Here is a 14,659-nt window from a genome sequence, read left to right as displayed (position 1 = left end):
ATGGACAGGTTTAGTGGAATCCATCGGTGGAAAGTGTGCCGGGGGTATTCGGCGGAGCGGCGCCACAAGGCCCGGTGACGGCGGAAAGACGACGAGGTGACGGAGCGGGTCATTCGCCGGAGAGCTGCCGCAGGACAGCGGGCGTACGGGACCGCCCCAGCGGGTCGTCCAGGACGGCACGCAGCGCCGCGTGCGCCGCTCCGAGCAGCGGCCCGTCCGCGCCGACACGGGAGACGGCCACCCGCGCACGCGGCGCGGACTCCGCGAGCGGCCCGACGGCGGTACGGGCCGTCAGCTCCCGCTCCAGCGGCGGCAGGAGCCAGGGCGCCAGCCGGGCCAGCGCACCGCCGAGCACCACCGCCTGCGGGTCGAGAAGGTGCACCGCCCCGGTCAGCGCGATGCCGAGCGCCGTCCCCGCGTCCCGCAGCGCGGCCGAGGCGGCGCGGTCCCCGGCCGCGGCGCTGCGGGCGAGCAGTTCGACCCCGGCCCGCGAGCCGGGGCGACCGGCCGTCGCCTGCGCGGGATCGAGGCCGGCGGCCCGGAGAACGGCCGCTTCCCCCGCGTACTGCTCCAGACAGCCCCGCCCGCCGCAGCCGCACGGCCGCCCGCCCGGGTACACCGGCACATGCCCCAGCTCGCCCGCGAACCCCCGCACGCCGTGCAGCAGTTGCCCGCCCACGACGACCGCGGCGCCGATGCCCACCTCGGCCGATATGTGGAGGAAGTCGGGCGGTGGCGCGCCGTGGCCGTCCGGCCCGCCGCCCAGCCGCATCTCGGCCAGCGCGCCGAGATGCGCCTCGTTCCCGACGGCCAGCGGGCAGTGGGCGTCGGTCAGGGCGCGCAGGGCCGGAGCCGGATCGACGTACCGCCAGCCGAGGTTCGGGGCGTGTGCCACGATTGTCGTACCGCGCGCGACCAGCCCGGGAACCGCGACCGTCAGCCCGGCGGGCCGCAGGCCCAGCGGTGCGATCCGTCCCGTGACCTCCGTGATCATTCCGGCCAGCCGGCGCAGTACGGCACCGGGGTCGCTGCCCCGGTTGACCGAGTCGGTGGCCTCCCGGGCACGTATCCGGCCACGCAGGTCCACGGCGCACACCGCGAGGTGACCGACACCGATCTCGGCGCCGATCCCCGCGGGCCCGGTGTCGCTGACGGACAGTTCGCTGCCCGGCCGCCCGCGTCCGCTGGGCGCGGCAGGCCCCGTCTCGACCAGCAGACCGGCCCGCAGCAGCGCGTCGACGAGGCTGGAGACCGCCGCCCGGGTCAGCCCGACCCGCGCGGCGATCCCCGCACGTGACATCGGCCCCGCGGCGGCGACGGTGCCGAGGACCCGCGCGAGGTTGCGGCGGCGGATGCCGTGCTGGGTGTCGGCGGCGGGACCGGCGGAGTTCACGCGGCACCCGTGGCGGGCGTGGCGGACGGCTTGGCCATGCGGGTCGCGGATCTCCGGTTTCGTCGGTGGCAGGTGCGCACGGGCACGGGTACGGGCGAGGGGAAGGCCGGGCCTCAGCCGCCGGTCTCCGGCCGTCCGGGCCCGAGCGGCCCGTACATCTCGGCGAACGCCATGTCGGCGCACCGGCCCAGACTCGTCTGCAGCCCGGCGGCGTTCTCCTGCGGCGCCGCTGCGGCAGCGGGGTCGGCGTACTCCTCCAGCACCAGATAGGCGCCGGGCGCGGGAAGCGTGAACCAGCGGTAGGTCGGGCAGCCCGGCTCCGGACCGGCCGCCTCGTGCAGCGCGGTGGCACTCCGCTCGGCGCCGTCCTGCCGGCGGTCACGGACATCGAACCGGGCACGAACAAAGATGCTCATGCCCGGCACCCCATCACAACTCCCGCGCCCGCGGTACGGCACCGTCCGAATCCCCTCCCCATCCGCTCCCCGGATCCGGATTTCCGGCCACCGTTTCCCGGGCGGGGTTCCGCTCCGGTCAGGCCCCCAGCAGCGGCCCGCCCGTCGTGAGCGTCTCCGCCAGCCGTTCCCGCGCCGCCGTGTCACACGGCACCGCCGCGTACTCCGCGCCGCGCGCCGTCCCCCATCGCCGTGCCACCGCAGCCGGGTCCTCGCCCAGCAGCAGCCCCGCAGCCTGCGCCGCCGCGCCCAGCGCGACCAGCTCACGGGCTTCGGGCACCACCACGGGCCGCCCCGAAAGGCGGCGCACGGTGTCCCGCCACGCCCGCCCGCGCGCCCCGCCGCCGATCAGCAGCAGCGGCGCGTCGGCCGGTACGTCCTCGTCCACGATCCGGTCCAGCGCCTGGAGGAGCGCGAACACCGCACCGTCGTACGCCGCCTGGAGCACCTGGCCGCGTGTCGTGTCGTGCCGCAGGCCGTGCAGCAGCCCGGACGCCTGCGGCAGGTCCGGCGTGCGCTCACCGTCGAGGAAGGGCAGCATCACCGCCGACCCGCCGGGCTCGACGTCCTCCCGCTCCAGACCGAGCAGGGCGGCGACCCGGTCCACGGCCAGTGTGCAGTTCAGGGTGCAGGCCAGGGGCAGCCAGTCGCCGCGCGCGTCGGCGAACCCGGCGACCGTGCCCGTGGGGTCGCCGGCCGGGCGCCGGGTGGACACCGCGTAGACCGTGCCGGAGGTGCCCAGGCTCAGTACGGGCTGCCCGGGGCGCAGTCCGAGCCCCAGCGCCGCCGCCATGTTGTCTCCGGTGCCCGCGGCGACCAGCGCGCCGTGCGGCAGCGGCAGTTCAGCGGTCCGTACGGTGCCGGCCGCCTCGCCCGGCAGCGCGACCCGCGGCAGCGCCTTCGGGTCCAGGCCGATGCGCCGGAGGATCTCCTCGTCGTACGCCTCGCTTGCCGGGGACCACCAGCCGGTCCCGGAAGCGTCGCCGCGGTCGGTGACCGCCTCGCCGCTGAGGCGCTCGGTGAGGTAGTCGTGCGGCAGCCGCACCGCAGCCGTCGCGTCGGCCGCCGCGCGCTCGTTCTCGCGCAGCCAGGCCCACTTCGTCACGGTGAACGCCGGGAGCGGCACGCTCCCCACCCGCCGCGCCCACGCCTGCGGCCCGCCGAACTCCGCCAGCAGGCCGCGGTGCTGGGGCGCCGACCGTACGTCGTTCCACAGCAGCGCCGGGCGCACCGGCCGCCCCGACGCGTCCAGGGTGACCAGGCCGTGCTGCTGGCCCCCGACGGACACGGCCGCGGCCTGCCGCGCGGCGTCACCGCACTGGCTCAGCGCCTCGCCGAGCGCGCTCCACCACTGCGCGGGGTCGCTCTCCTTGCCCGCGCCGCCCGCATCCGTACCACTGGCGCCGGTACCGCCGGTGACCACGTGCGGAGCCTGGCCGCGGGCGACGACCTCGCCGGTCGCGGCGTCCACCACGAGCGCCTTGGTGGACTGGGTGGAACTGTCCACGCCGACGACGAGCGGTCCCGCTGCCTGTGTGCCCATCGCGTTCTCCCTCCGCACCGCGGGGAACGCCCCCGACGGATGCCGCGCACCACGCCCGTCCAGGGGCTTCCCCGGCGTGCTGCCGCATATTAGTTTGGCCCCGCCGCAATTTGTAAAGCGCCATGACGAATTGGCCGAGGGAGTCGCGATGAGCTACCGGCCCGTGCCCGAGGACAAATTCAGCTTCGGTCTGTGGACGGTCGGCTGGCAGGGCCGCGACCCCTTCGGGGACGCCACCCGCCGCCCGCTGGACCCGGTCGAATCCGTCCACCGGCTGGCGGAACTCGGCGCGTACGGCATCACCTTCCACGACGACGACCTGATCCCCTTCGGCTCCGGCGACGTTGCGCGCGAGGCGGCGGTCAAGCGTTTCCGCCAGGCGCTGGACGCCACCGGCCTGGCCGTGCCGATGGTCACGACCAACCTCTTCACCCACCCGGTCTTCAAGGACGGCGCGTTCACCGCCAACGACCGCGACGTGCGGCGCTACGCCCTGCGCAAGACGCTGCGCAACATCGACCTGGCCGTCGAGCTGGGCGCCCGTACGTACGTGGCCTGGGGCGGGCGCGAAGGCGCGGAGTCCGGCGCGGCCAAGGACGTCCGCGCCGCCCTGGACCGGATGAAGGAGGCGTTCGACCTGCTCGGCGAGTACGTCGTCGAACAGGGCTACGACCTGCGATTCGCCATCGAGCCGAAGCCCAACGAGCCGCGCGGCGACATCCTGCTGCCCACCGTCGGCCACGCGCTCGCGTTCATCGAACGCCTGGAACGGCCCGCGCTGTACGGCGTCAACCCGGAGGTCGGGCACGAGCAGATGGCCGGCCTGAACGTCCCGCACGGCATCGCCCAGGCCCTGTGGACCGGCAAGCTCTTCCACATCGACCTGAACGGCCAGTCCGGCGCCAAGTACGACCAGGACCTGCGCTTCGGCGCCGGAGACCTGCGGGCCGCCTTCTGGCTGGTGGACCTGCTGGAGACGGCCGGCTACGAAGGGCCCCGGCACTTCGACTTCAAGCCGCCGCGCACCGAGGACCTGGACGGGGTGTGGGCCTCGGCGGCCGGTTGCATGCGCACCTACCTGATCCTCAAGGAGCGCGCGGCGGCCTTCCGCGCCGACCCGGCCGTCCGGGAGGCACTGCGCGCTTCCCGGCTGGACGAACTGGCCCGCCCCACCGCCGAGGACGGACTCACCGGCCTCCTCGCGGACCGTACGGCGTACGAGACCTTCGACGCCGCGGCGGCCGCCGCCCGCGGCATGGCGTTCGAGCACCTCGACCAGCTCGCCTTGGACCACCTGCTGCGGGCCCGCTGACCCGCTCAGCCGAACAGCTTGCCCAGGAAGCGCATCTCCTCCGTCCGCTGGTGCCCGCCGCCGCCCTCGTGCCCGTTGAAGCGCCACAGCCGCAGCTCCTTGGCGCCCGCGTAGTGGTGGTACGCGGCGAAGCCGGTGGAGGCCGGGGTGACGGGGTCGCGCAGCGCGGTCCCGAAGAGCGCGGGCGCGCTCGCGCGGGCCGCGAAGTTCAGGCCGTCGAAGTGGTCGAGGGTGTGCAGGGCGGCGTCGACCTGGGTCCGGGCGCCCGCGAGGTAGCGGGCCAGTTCGCCGTACGGACCCTCGTCGGTGATCTCGACGGCGCGCCGCACGTGCGTCAGGAACGGTACGTCGATCAGGGCGCCCGCGAGGCCGCGCACCAGCCCCGCCACGGCCAGCGCGATGGCCCCGCCCTGGCTGCCGCCCGCCACCACGACGCGCTCGGCGTCCACCGCCGCATGGCCGCGCGCTGCCGCCACGGCCCGTACGCCGTCGGTGTAGACCCGCCGGTAGTAGTAGTCGTCCGGGTCGAGCAGCCCCTGCGTCATCTTGCCGGGCACGCCCGGATGGGGGGAGCCGACCGGGTCGGGAGTGTCACCGGGCCGGTTGGGGCCGCTCTGCCCCCGGGTGTCCATGACCAGCGCGGCGTAACCCGACGCCGGCCACAGCAGCCAGTCCTGCGGATGCAGCCGCCCGCCGCCGTACCCGAGGTACTGCACGACGCAGGGCAGCGGCCCGGGTGCCTCGCGGGGCACCAGGAACCAGCCCCGGATGCGGTGACCGCCGAAGCCCGAGAACTCCATGTCGTACGTGTGCAGCAGCGACAGGCCCGCGTCGGTCTCCACGAAGCGCGCGTCGAGGTCGTACGTACCGGCCTCGTCCAGCGTGCGCCGCCAGAACGCGTCGAAGCCGTCGGGTTCGGGCAGCGGCGGACGGTAGCTGCGCAACTGGTCCAGGGGCAGGTCGACGAACAAGCGGTGCCTCCAGGTCGGGGGCGGGCGACGGGAGCGCGACGGCGCCCGGCGGCTGCCGTGTACCGGGCGCGCAACTTACCAGGCGCCCCGCGCGGTCCGCCCGGTCACGGCTCGCGCCGCTCCTCATCCGGTCCCCGCGCCCCGCCGTCGGCCACCTCGCTGATCCCGGCGGCCGCCGGGTCGAGCACCCGCGCCAGGAACGTCCGGGTCCGCTCGTGCTGCGGATCGGCCACCACCCGCTCCGGCGACCCCTCCTCGACGATGACCCCGCCGTCCATGAACACCACCCGGTCGGCGACCTCCCGCGCGAAGCTCATCTCGTGGGTGACGACGAGCATCGTCATGCCGTCCTGGGCGAGCGAGCGCATCACCGCCAGCACGTCACCCACCAGCTCCGGGTCGAGCGCCGAGGTCGGCTCGTCGAAGAGCATCAGTTCCGGCTCCATGGACAGCGCGCGGGCGATGGCCACCCGCTGCTGCTGGCCGCCCGACAGCTGCGCCGGGTACGCGGACTCCTTGTCGCTCAGGCCGACCCGCGCCAGGTTGGCACGCGCGACGCGCTGCGCCGCCGTCCGGTCGCGGCGCAGCACCCGCCGCTGGGCGATCGTCAGGTTCTCCAGGGCCGTCAGGTGCGGGAAGAGATTGAACGACTGGAAGACCATCCCGATCCGGCGCCGGACCCGGTCGATGTCCACGTCCGGGTCGGTGACCTCGGTGCCCGCCACGGTGACCCGGCCCGCGGTCGGCTCCTCCAGCAGGTTCACACAGCGCAGCAGAGTCGACTTGCCCGACCCCGAGGGGCCGATGACGCACACCACCTCGCCCCGCTCCACGGAGAAGTCGATGCCTTTGAGGACCTCCAGCGCGCCGAAGGACTTGTGCAGCCCCTCGACCTCGATCGCCCGTCCTGCCGTCGCCGGCTTTTGTCCGGTGTCCACAGCGGTCACCTCGCCTTCGCGGTACGGGCCTCCAGCCGCCGGACCAGCTGGCCCAGGGGGAGGGTGATGACGAGGTAGAGCAGACCGGCGATGAGGATCGGCGTCAGGCTCTTGTGCTCGTTGAGGGCGTCCCGCCCGAAGTTCGCCAGCTCGAACTGACCGAGCGACAGGCCGAGCAGGTAGACCAGCGAGGAGTCCTTGGTGAGCAGGATCAGCTCGTTGGTCAGCGGTGGCAGGACGATCCGGAACGCCTGCGGTATGACGATCGAACGCATCGCGCGGCCCTGCGACATCCCCAGCGAACGGGCCGCCTCCGTCTGCCCCTTGGGCACGGCCTGGATGCCGGCCCGGATCGTCTCCGCCATGTACGCGGCACCGACCAGGCCGAGCGAGAGCATCACGGTGATGTTCATGTCGAGCGCGACCTCGAAGGCGAGCGGCACGCCGAAGCCCAGCGCGATGAACACCAGCAGCGCCGGCACACCACGGAAGAACTCGATGTAGGTGACGGCGAGCCAGCGGTACGGCGGTACCTGCGACAGCCGCATCAGCGCCAGCACCAGACCGAGCCCCAGGCCGAAACCGAAGCCGAGCAGGGTGTACTGGACGGTGTTGACCAGCGCGGTGGTGATGATCTCGGGGAACAGTGCCTTGGCGACCTCCACGTCGAAGAACGCGTGGCGCAGCGTCCCCCAGTCGGCGACCAGGGCGAGGACGAGGACGGCGGCAGCCAGCACGGCGTACTGGACGCCGCGCAGGAGGCGAGCCCTCCGGCGTCGGGACAGGGGCATCAGTGTCGGCTCCTCACGCTGGCTGCCGGGTCAGCCCTGCTGGGGCGCGGTGCCGAACCACTTCTTGTAGATCCGGTCGTAACTGCCGTCGGAACGAGCCTTCTTGAGCACCTCGTTGATCTTCTTGCGCAGCGCGTCGTTGCCGGTGCGCACACCGACCCCGTAGTGCTCGCCGGTGTCGAACTCGGCGGTCACCGCGGTGTCCGGGTTCTGCTTGACGTAGTCGAACAGCACTCCGTTGTCGTTGATACCCGCGTCCACCTGACCCGACTTCACGGCGGTGAGCAGCAGCCCCAGGTCCTCGAACTCGACCAGTTCGACGCCCGCGCCGTTCTTCTTGGCGTACTCCGCGCCGGTGGTGGCCTTCTGGTAGCCCAGCCGCTTGCCCTTGAGGTCCGCCACCTTCTTGTAGGGCGCGCCCTTCTTGGTGACGAGCGCCTGGGTGGCGTTGAAATACGGGTCGGAGAAGTCCATGACCTTGTCGCGCTTGGGGGTGATGGTCATGCCCGCGGCAGCCAGGTCGCACTTGCGGATGGCGAAGTCCTGGCCGGTCTCGATGCCCTCGAAGGGCGTGTTGACGATCTCCTGCGGCACCTTCAGTTCCTTGGCGACCAGGTCGACCAGGTCCACGTCGAACCCGACGATCTCGCCGCCCTTCTTCACCTGGAACGGCGCGTACGGCAGATGGGTGCAGGTCTTGAGCGTGCCGGGGGAGACGAGCTGGACGCCCGCGGCCGACTTTCCGCCGGCCACCTTGTCGGACTTCGTGCTGGTGCAGCCCGTGGCGAGAAGAGCGGCGGCCGCGACGAGAGCGGCCGTGGCGGACATCGAGGAGCGAACGGACACGGGTCCTCCGGATCAGGATGCGGCCCCACACTCACCGGTCGGAGGTGAGTTGGCTGCATCCTGCCACCGGCCAGGGCCGATGTCGCCGCCACCGGTGTTGCGACCGGGTAACGACCCGGCCCGGCCGGTGCCGCGTACGCGCCGCGCCGGCCCCCGGATCAGCCGGTCAGCTGCCGCGCCAGCGCGGCCACCGCGTCCGGCCCCACCCGGCAGCAGCCGCCGACGAGACGGGCCCCGGCGGCGGTCCAGGCAGCGACCCGGTCCGCGCTGAAGGCGGGCGTACCGCACCAGGCGCGCGCCTGCGCGTCCCAGCTCTCGCCGCTGTTCGGGTAGACGGCCACCGGCTTTCCGGCCGCGCGGGCCGCCACGGCCACCGCCCGGTCCGCGTCTTCGGGAGTGCAGCAGTTCACGCCCACCGCGACCACCTCCGGGACGTCGGCGGCGAGCGCGAAGGCGTCCGCCAGCGGCTGCCCCGCACGGGTGTGCTCCCCGGCCGCGCTGAAGGACAGCCAGGCCGGCACGCCCAGGCCGCGCACCGCCCGCAGCAGAGCCCGCGCCTCGTCCGCGTCCGGCACGGTCTCCAGCGCCAGGACATCGGGCCCGGCGGCGGCCAGCACCTCCAGCCGCGGACGGTGGAACCGCTCCAGCTCGTCCACCGACAGCCCGTAACGGCCCCGGTATTCGGAGCCGTCCGCGAGCATCGCGCCGTACGGACCGGCCGAGGCGGCCACGTACAACGGCCCCGCCGCGCCGGCCGCCGTCGCCTGCCGAGCCGCCTCGCGCGCCAGCTCCACACTCCTCCGCAGCAGCCCGGCGGCCTCCGCCTCCCCGATGCCGCGCCCGGCGAACCCCTCGAAGGTCGCCTGGTAGCTGGACGTGATCGCCACCTGCGCACCCGCCTCGTAGTACGCGCGGTGCGCCGCGACCACGGCGGCCGGGTCCTCGGCGAGCAGCCGCGCCGACCACAGCGCGTCGCTGAGATCGTGCCCGGCGGACTCCAGCTGGTTGGACAGCCCGCCGTCCAGGACGAGCGGGCCCGCGGCGAGGGCGGCGGCGAACGACGGTGCGGCAGCGGTGCTCATGGCACCCAGCCTCTCACCCGGGCCCGGACCCACGGGCGGGGCCAGTCCCATGCCCGGGGCCAGTCCCACGCCCGACCCGTGTCCGGCGGCCCGGGTCACTCGGCCTGGACGGCCTGGATGTCCATTTCGATGCGGATCGTGGCGCCGATGGCGGCGATGCCCCGCGCGAGCATCTTGCGCCAGTCCAGCGTGAAGTCCTCCCGGTGCAGCTCGGTCACCGCGCTGCACGCCGTACGCGTCTCGCCGCCCATGCCGGTGCCGATGCCCAGGTAGCGGGTGTCCAGCTGCACCGACCGGCTGACGCCGTGCAGGTGCAGCACCCCCTGCACGGCCCAGCGGGTACCGCCCTTGTGCACGAACCGCTCTCCGGTGAACTGGAGGTACGGATAGCGCGCCACGTCCAGGAACTCCGCCGAGCGCAGATGGTCGTCGCGCATCTTGACGCCCGAGTCGATGCTCGCCGCGTCGATCGTCACCTCCACCCGCGAGTCGCGCATGTCCGGCGCGATCCACAGACCGCCCTCGAAGGTGTTGAACCGGCCGTGGATCTCGGCCAGCCCGATGTGCCGGGCGGTGAAGCGGATGGACGAGTGGTCCGGGTCCAGCCGCCACTGCCCCGGCGTGGGCATCGGCACCGCGGGGGCCGGCTCCAGGCCCAGCGTCCGCGGCGCGGTCCGCCCGCCCTCGGTGACCAGGCTGTCGAACCGCTCCGGACGGAAGCCGTCGCAGGTGACCACCACGTGGTACGCGGCGGGCGCCAGCGTCGCGGTGAACATGCCGTTGGGGTCCGTCTGGCCGCGCGTGACCTCGGCGCCCTCGGTGTCGCGCACCGAAATCCCGGCCCGTGCCATCGGCAGCCCCACGGGATCCTGGACGGTGAGGTCCAGCGCTCCCGCACCGCGCGGGATGGGGGCCGGGGCGGGGGCACTGCGGGCGGAGCGGTCACGAAGGCGGGTGAGGATGGCGAGCGCCATGGCAGGACGGGGCCTCTCGGTCAGTTGCGTCGAAAAAGGTGCATCTCCATCCTGTCATTGGTTTAGACCGCCGAGGACGACAGCTGTCAATAGGCGTGGAAACGTGAAAATCATCGCAGTGAGTGCAAGATGACGGCGAACCGGGCAGGAGCCACCGTCAGCTCGTACGGGGGCAGCACCCCGGGGCCGCACGACCGGCTCCCGATGCCGTGCTGCGCATGATCGAGATGGAGCCAGACCCGGTCGCCCGGCGTCAGGTCGGTCGTGTGCCGCGCCGCGTCCAGCTGCTCGCTCGTCCAGCGGCGCGCGGTGAACCAGAACGCCGGCTCGCCCTCGGCCCGCACCCCCGAACCGTCGCTGCGGGCCAGCTCCACCCACCGCACACCGGCCCGCGCCCCGTTCTCCTGCGGCCGCACGTACGGCGTCTGCAGCGCGTCCACCGGCATCCGCCACAGCCCCGTCCGCGCCGCCGCCCTGGTGTCCGGATACGCCTCGCCCGGCCCGCCGCCGTACCACCGCGCCGTCATGAGGCTGCCGCACAGTCCCATCCGGACGCCGAGCCGGGGCAGCGGGCACGGCCACTCGCCGTACGGCCGCACCGACACCTCCAGCCGCAGCCGTCCGCCGTCCGCGCTCCAGCGGTAGTCCGTGTCCAGGGCCAGACCGGAGCCGGCCGGCGCGACCCGGGTCCGCACCACCAGCGCGTCACGGCCGTGCTCGACGGACGCCACCCGGTGACGCATGCGGTGCAGGCCGATCCGGCGCCACTGCTCGGCGGGGCGCGGACCCGGCTGCCAGGGCGCGCCCTCGTCGTTGTCGGTCGGCGCCCGCCACACGTCCAGCCGCGGGCCCGTCAGCTGCACGCCGTCGAGGTAGCGGAGCACACCGGTGGTCGCGTCGAAGGCGCCCGGACCGAGGAGGACGAGGTTGCCCTCGCCGCGCCGCGGGGCCGCGCGCACGGAGGGGGGACGGGGGACGGCAGGGCCGGGTGCGGCAGGAGCGGCGGGCAGCTGCCCCCAGGCGACCTCATGGCCCGCCTCGGCCCACGCGGTGTCCCCGGCCAGTAACGCCCGCACCGTCCACAGGGCTTCACGGCCGCGCCGCCCGGCGGGCTCCGGGGGCAGCGCCACCTCGGTGTGCGCCCCGGGCGCGAGCGGCGGCACGTCCAGCGGCCCCTCGGCGAGGACCTCGCCCTCGGCCTCGTAGGACCAGCGGAACGCCAGGTGTGTCAGGCCGGCGAAGTCGTGCAGGTTGGTGATCCGCACGGTGGCCGGGGCGGCGTGGCCGTCGCCCGCGCCGGGCTTCGTACCTGTGCCTGTACCCGTGCCCGTACGTGTACCTGTACCTGTACCGCCGATCCGTACCGGCTCGACGACTTTCTTGAGCTCGGTCAGGCCGGGCGACGGCGTCCGGTCGGGGAAGACCAGCCCGTCACAGACGAAGTTGCCGTCGTGCAGCTCCTCGCCGAAGTCGCCTCCGTACGCGTGGAACACCTCGCCGTACGCGGTGTGCTGCCGCAGCCCGTGATCGATCCACTCCCACACGAAGCCGCCCTGGCAGCGCTCGTACGTCTCGAAGAGCCGCTGGTACTCGCTCAGCCCGCCGGGCCCGTTGCCCATCGCGTGCGCGTACTCGCACAGCAGGAACGGCAGGGCGCGGCGCCGGGCGTCCGCCACCGGATCGGCGAGCGGCTCCTCCTCCCGACGGCCGATCCGGGCGACCTCGGCGTGGTCCGCGTACATCCGGGAGTAGACGTCGGTGTCGGCGCAGGCGGGGTCGCCTTCGTAGTGCAGCGGGCGGGACGGGTCGCGGTCGCGCGTCCAGGCGGCCATGGCGGACAGGCCGCGGCCGGTGCCGCACTCGTTGCCCAGCGACCACATGATCACGCTGGGATGGTTCTTGTCGCGCTCGACCATGCGGCGCACGCGGTCCAGCAGCGCCGGAGTCCACGCGGCGTCGTCCACCGGGTTGTCCCGCCAGCCCTGCTGCCCAAAACCGTGCGTCTCCAGGTCGCACTCCTCGACGACCCACAGACCCAGCTCGTCGCAGAGGCCGAGGAAGGCCGGGTGCGGCGGATAGTGGCTCGTACGGACCGCGTTGACATTGTGCCGCTTCATCAGCAGCAGGTCGCGGCGCATCGCCTCGGGGCCCAGCGAGCGCCCGTAACGCGGGTCGAACTCGTGCCGGTTGACGCCGCGGAACAGCACGCGCCGCCCGTTGACCTTCAGCAGGCCGTCCTCGACGCGTACGGTACGGAAACCGACGCGCAGGGGGACGCGCTCGCCGGGCGTGCGCAGTTCGGCGTCGTACAGATGCGGTGTCTCGGCCGTCCACGGTGTGACCGGCACCGTCGCGCTCTCACCCGTCGCCAGGTCCAGCCCGAGCGCGGGGACGCTGACACGCCCCGCCGGGGCGCAGTCCACCCGCAGGGTGCCCAGGCCCGTGCGGTGGTCGTAGGAGGCGTGCACGAAGTGGTCCAGGACGGCGCCCGGAGGCCGGTGGTGCAGCGTGACATCGCGGAAGACGCCGGGCAGCCACCACTGGTCCTGGTCCTCCAGATAGCTTCCCGCGGACCACTGGTGGACACGGACCGCGAGCACATTGCGCCGGGCCCGCAGCAGGTGGCCCACCTCGAACTCGTGCGGCAGCCGGCTGCCCTTGAAGTGCCCCAGCTCCCTTCCGTTGAGCCATACCCGGGCGCAGGACTCCACACCTTCGAAACGCAGCAGGGCGGGCCCGGGTTCCCAGTCGGAGGGAAGGTCGAAGGTGTGCCGGTGATCCCCGGTCGGGTTCTCGTCGGGCAGCCGCGGCGGATCGACGGGGAACGGGTAACGGGTGTTGGTGTAGGCGGGCGCGCCGTGTCCCATGAGCACCCAGTGGCCCGGTACGCGCAGACCGGCCCAGTCCGCGTCGTCGAAGTCCGGCCGGGCGAAAGCGGTGTCCGCGCCGCGGGCGGTGGGGGAGAGGCGGAAACGCCACGTCCCGTGCAGCGACATCCGCCGTGCGTCCGAGCGGGCGTACCAGGCGCGGGGCGGACGGCAGCCCCTGCCGGGGGACACGTCTTCGTAGTACGGGAGGTGCTGCGGGGGGCGGGGGACGGGCGGGGACACGTCGGGGGCGGTACGGGGACCGGCGTGCTCGGCATCGGGCAGGGGCAAGGGGCCTCCTCGCTGCGGGGGCACGGCAGGGCGTGGGGGGTTCACGCCAGCGAACCACGCGCGGCGGCGCGCCGCGACCAGATACGAATGATTGACCGCTGAAGCACTCGCCGCGCGCCGTACATGCCCCCGAGCGCCCTATTCGTGCCGGGGACTCCGGGGTTTGCGGAAGCCTTCAGGGACCTGTGGGGCAGACCTTCGGTGTCCCGTGAGGCAGATCTTCGGTGTCGCGTGGCACAGACCTTCGGTGTCCCGTGGGACAGATCTTCGGCGTCGCGTGGGGCAGACCTTCGGTGTCCCCTGGGGAAGGTGACAATCGGCCGTCCCCGGGCACCCAGGCAGCATGAACGATTCACCGAAGAACCCGGACCCGGAACCGGAGCGCACCCCCGGCCTGGAGCCGGGCGGCGGGGTGCCACCGGGCGAGACCCCGCCCGCCGAGGGCAGCACCCCGGACGCCGGGCCCCTGGAGACCCACAATCCCACCCGCGGCTGGTCCAAGGGCCCGGTGCTGGCGCTCGCCGTCGTGGTCGTCCTCGTCGCCGCCTTCTTCATCGCCCGCATCTGGGCCGTGTAGCCGCGCCGGCCGGGTACGGGCAAGCTCAGGAGGGCTTGCGCAGCGGCCCCGTGTAGTCGCGGAGCAGCACGATCCCGCCGTCCCTGATGCGGAACAACTGCACCGAACGGCCTTCGAACGCGTCGGTGCGCCCCGCGCCCTTGGTGAGCACCTCCGCGATGACGACCTCCGGGTCCTCGGTGCGGTGGACGGCGAGCGTCTCGAACTTGTCGACGCGCATCGCGGACATCGCCGCCCGCGCGAAGGCGCGTATCGCCTCCCGGCCCTCGATGCGGTCGGGTACGTCGGCGCCCGCGAAGGGCAGCTCGATCACGCCGTCCGGCGCGAACAGGTCCGCGAAGGCGTCTGCGTCCCGCCCCGTCACCGCGGCGCGGCGCCGGTCGAGGACGTCCAAGGGGCTCACAGCAGGCACGGTCCCTCCGATCGGCCGGACGCCGGGCCGACGGCCGGTGCGCCGGGCCCCTGACGCCGAGCAGAGTAGCGCCGAGCCGTGCCGTAGGGGGAGTCAGTACGCGCGGCGGGGCGGCGCGGCGGGAACGTGGGGGCGCGGGGAGCGGACCGAGGGGGCCGCTCCCGGCCGCGGGCCGCCGCCCCTCCCAGTCGCGAGCCGCCGTCCCGC

13 protein-coding genes are annotated in these 14,659 nt (G+C 73.8%); 2 read left to right on the top strand and 11 right to left on the bottom strand.

Annotation, left to right across the window (positions count from 1 at the left end; genetic code table 11):
* Positions 1 to 109: 109 nt before the first annotated feature.
* The 3 genes from A6A06_RS33975 to xylB all read right to left on the bottom strand — a co-directional run bounded on the left by A6A06_RS33975 (position 110) and on the right by xylB (position 3,391).
* Positions 110 to 1,393: an ROK family transcriptional regulator gene (locus A6A06_RS33975; protein ID WP_073766801.1), complete on the bottom strand. Its 1,284-nt coding sequence runs from the start codon at positions 1,391 to 1,393 to the stop codon at positions 110 to 112.
* A gap of 113 nt (positions 1,394 to 1,506) precedes the next feature.
* On the bottom strand, positions 1,507 to 1,809 hold the full coding sequence (locus A6A06_RS33970) for an antibiotic biosynthesis monooxygenase (RefSeq protein WP_199931349.1): 303 nt from the start codon (positions 1,807 to 1,809) through the stop codon (positions 1,507 to 1,509).
* Positions 1,810 to 1,927: 118 nt separating this feature from the next.
* Positions 1,928 to 3,391, bottom strand: a complete 1,464-nt coding sequence (gene xylB / locus A6A06_RS33965; protein WP_073766797.1) for a xylulokinase — start codon at positions 3,389 to 3,391, stop codon at positions 1,928 to 1,930.
* 148 nt (positions 3,392 to 3,539) lie between these two features.
* On the opposite strand from xylB, the gene xylA reads away from it, so the two are divergent.
* Positions 3,540 to 4,703, top strand: a complete 1,164-nt coding sequence (gene xylA / locus A6A06_RS33960) for a xylose isomerase (RefSeq protein ID WP_073766795.1) — start codon at positions 3,540 to 3,542, stop codon at positions 4,701 to 4,703.
* A 5-nt stretch (positions 4,704 to 4,708) separates the two neighbouring features.
* Here the strand turns inward: xylA and A6A06_RS33955 are convergent, their stop codons facing one another.
* From A6A06_RS33955 to A6A06_RS33925, 7 genes are all read right to left on the bottom strand, one after another.
* Complete coding sequence (locus A6A06_RS33955) at positions 4,709 to 5,674, bottom strand: acetylxylan esterase (protein ID WP_073766793.1); 966 nt, start codon at positions 5,672 to 5,674, stop codon at positions 4,709 to 4,711.
* A 104-nt stretch (positions 5,675 to 5,778) separates the two neighbouring features.
* A complete protein-coding gene (locus A6A06_RS33950; RefSeq protein ID WP_073766791.1) occupies positions 5,779 to 6,621 on the bottom strand; it encodes an amino acid ABC transporter ATP-binding protein in 843 nt (280 codons plus the stop codon).
* Positions 6,618 to 7,403 carry an amino acid ABC transporter permease gene (locus A6A06_RS33945; RefSeq protein ID WP_073766789.1) on the bottom strand — a complete coding sequence of 262 codons (786 nt, stop codon included), beginning with the start codon at positions 7,401 to 7,403 and terminating at the stop codon, positions 6,618 to 6,620. Before A6A06_RS33945 ends, A6A06_RS33950 begins: the two co-directional genes overlap by 4 nt.
* Before the next feature lie 30 nt (positions 7,404 to 7,433).
* A complete protein-coding gene (locus A6A06_RS33940) occupies positions 7,434 to 8,231 on the bottom strand; it encodes an ABC transporter substrate-binding protein (RefSeq protein ID WP_073766787.1) in 798 nt (265 codons plus the stop codon).
* Positions 8,232 to 8,407: 176 nt separating this feature from the next.
* Entirely contained in the window at positions 8,408 to 9,331 is a 924-nt protein-coding gene (gene mmuM / locus A6A06_RS33935; RefSeq protein WP_073767204.1) for a homocysteine S-methyltransferase, read from the bottom strand.
* Positions 9,332 to 9,426: 95 nt separating this feature from the next.
* Positions 9,427 to 10,305: a YceI family protein gene (locus tag A6A06_RS33930; protein WP_073766785.1), complete on the bottom strand. Its 879-nt coding sequence runs from the start codon at positions 10,303 to 10,305 to the stop codon at positions 9,427 to 9,429.
* A 110-nt stretch (positions 10,306 to 10,415) separates the two neighbouring features.
* Complete coding sequence (locus A6A06_RS33925; protein WP_073767202.1) at positions 10,416 to 13,415, bottom strand: glycoside hydrolase family 2 TIM barrel-domain containing protein; 3,000 nt, start codon at positions 13,413 to 13,415, stop codon at positions 10,416 to 10,418.
* 391 nt (positions 13,416 to 13,806) lie between these two features.
* Here A6A06_RS33925 and A6A06_RS33920 point away from each other — a divergent pair, with 391 nt between their 5' ends.
* Positions 13,807 to 14,040 (top strand): DUF6480 family protein, encoded by a 234-nt coding sequence (locus A6A06_RS33920; protein ID WP_073766783.1) that lies wholly within the window; start codon positions 13,807 to 13,809, stop codon positions 14,038 to 14,040.
* Between the two features lie 25 nt (positions 14,041 to 14,065).
* Here the strand turns inward: A6A06_RS33920 and A6A06_RS33915 are convergent, their stop codons facing one another.
* Positions 14,066 to 14,443: a nuclear transport factor 2 family protein gene (locus A6A06_RS33915; protein ID WP_199931348.1), complete on the bottom strand. Its 378-nt coding sequence runs from the start codon at positions 14,441 to 14,443 to the stop codon at positions 14,066 to 14,068.
* Positions 14,444 to 14,659 lie beyond the last annotated feature (216 nt).

Origin of the sequence: Streptomyces sp. CB02923, from assembly GCF_001905005.1 — a bacterium.
Classification (GTDB): domain Bacteria; phylum Actinomycetota; class Actinomycetes; order Streptomycetales; family Streptomycetaceae; genus Streptomyces.
The sequence above is the reverse complement of the archived record's forward strand: the minus strand, read 5'-3'. Positions and strand labels throughout refer to the sequence as shown.

Bases quoted from the DNA above. Each gene is read 5' to 3' on its own strand.
- A6A06_RS33970 (WP_199931349.1), bottom strand. From the start codon at position 1,809: ATGAGCATCTTTGTTCGTGCCCGGTTCGATGTCCGTGACCGCCGGCAG.
- xylB (WP_073766797.1), bottom strand. From the start codon at position 3,391: ATGGGCACACAGGCAGCGGGACCGCTCGTCGTCGGCGTGGACAGTTCC.
- xylA (WP_073766795.1), top strand. From the start codon at position 3,540: ATGAGCTACCGGCCCGTGCCCGAGGACAAATTCAGCTTCGGTCTGTGG.
- A6A06_RS33945 (WP_073766789.1), bottom strand. From the start codon at position 7,403: ATGCCCCTGTCCCGACGCCGGAGGGCTCGCCTCCTGCGCGGCGTCCAG.
- A6A06_RS33940 (WP_073766787.1), bottom strand. From the start codon at position 8,231: ATGTCCGCCACGGCCGCTCTCGTCGCGGCCGCCGCTCTTCTCGCCACG.
- mmuM (WP_073767204.1), bottom strand. From the start codon at position 9,331: ATGAGCACCGCTGCCGCACCGTCGTTCGCCGCCGCCCTCGCCGCGGGC.
- A6A06_RS33930 (WP_073766785.1), bottom strand. From the start codon at position 10,305: ATGGCGCTCGCCATCCTCACCCGCCTTCGTGACCGCTCCGCCCGCAGT.
- A6A06_RS33920 (WP_073766783.1), top strand. From the start codon at position 13,807: ATGAACGATTCACCGAAGAACCCGGACCCGGAACCGGAGCGCACCCCC.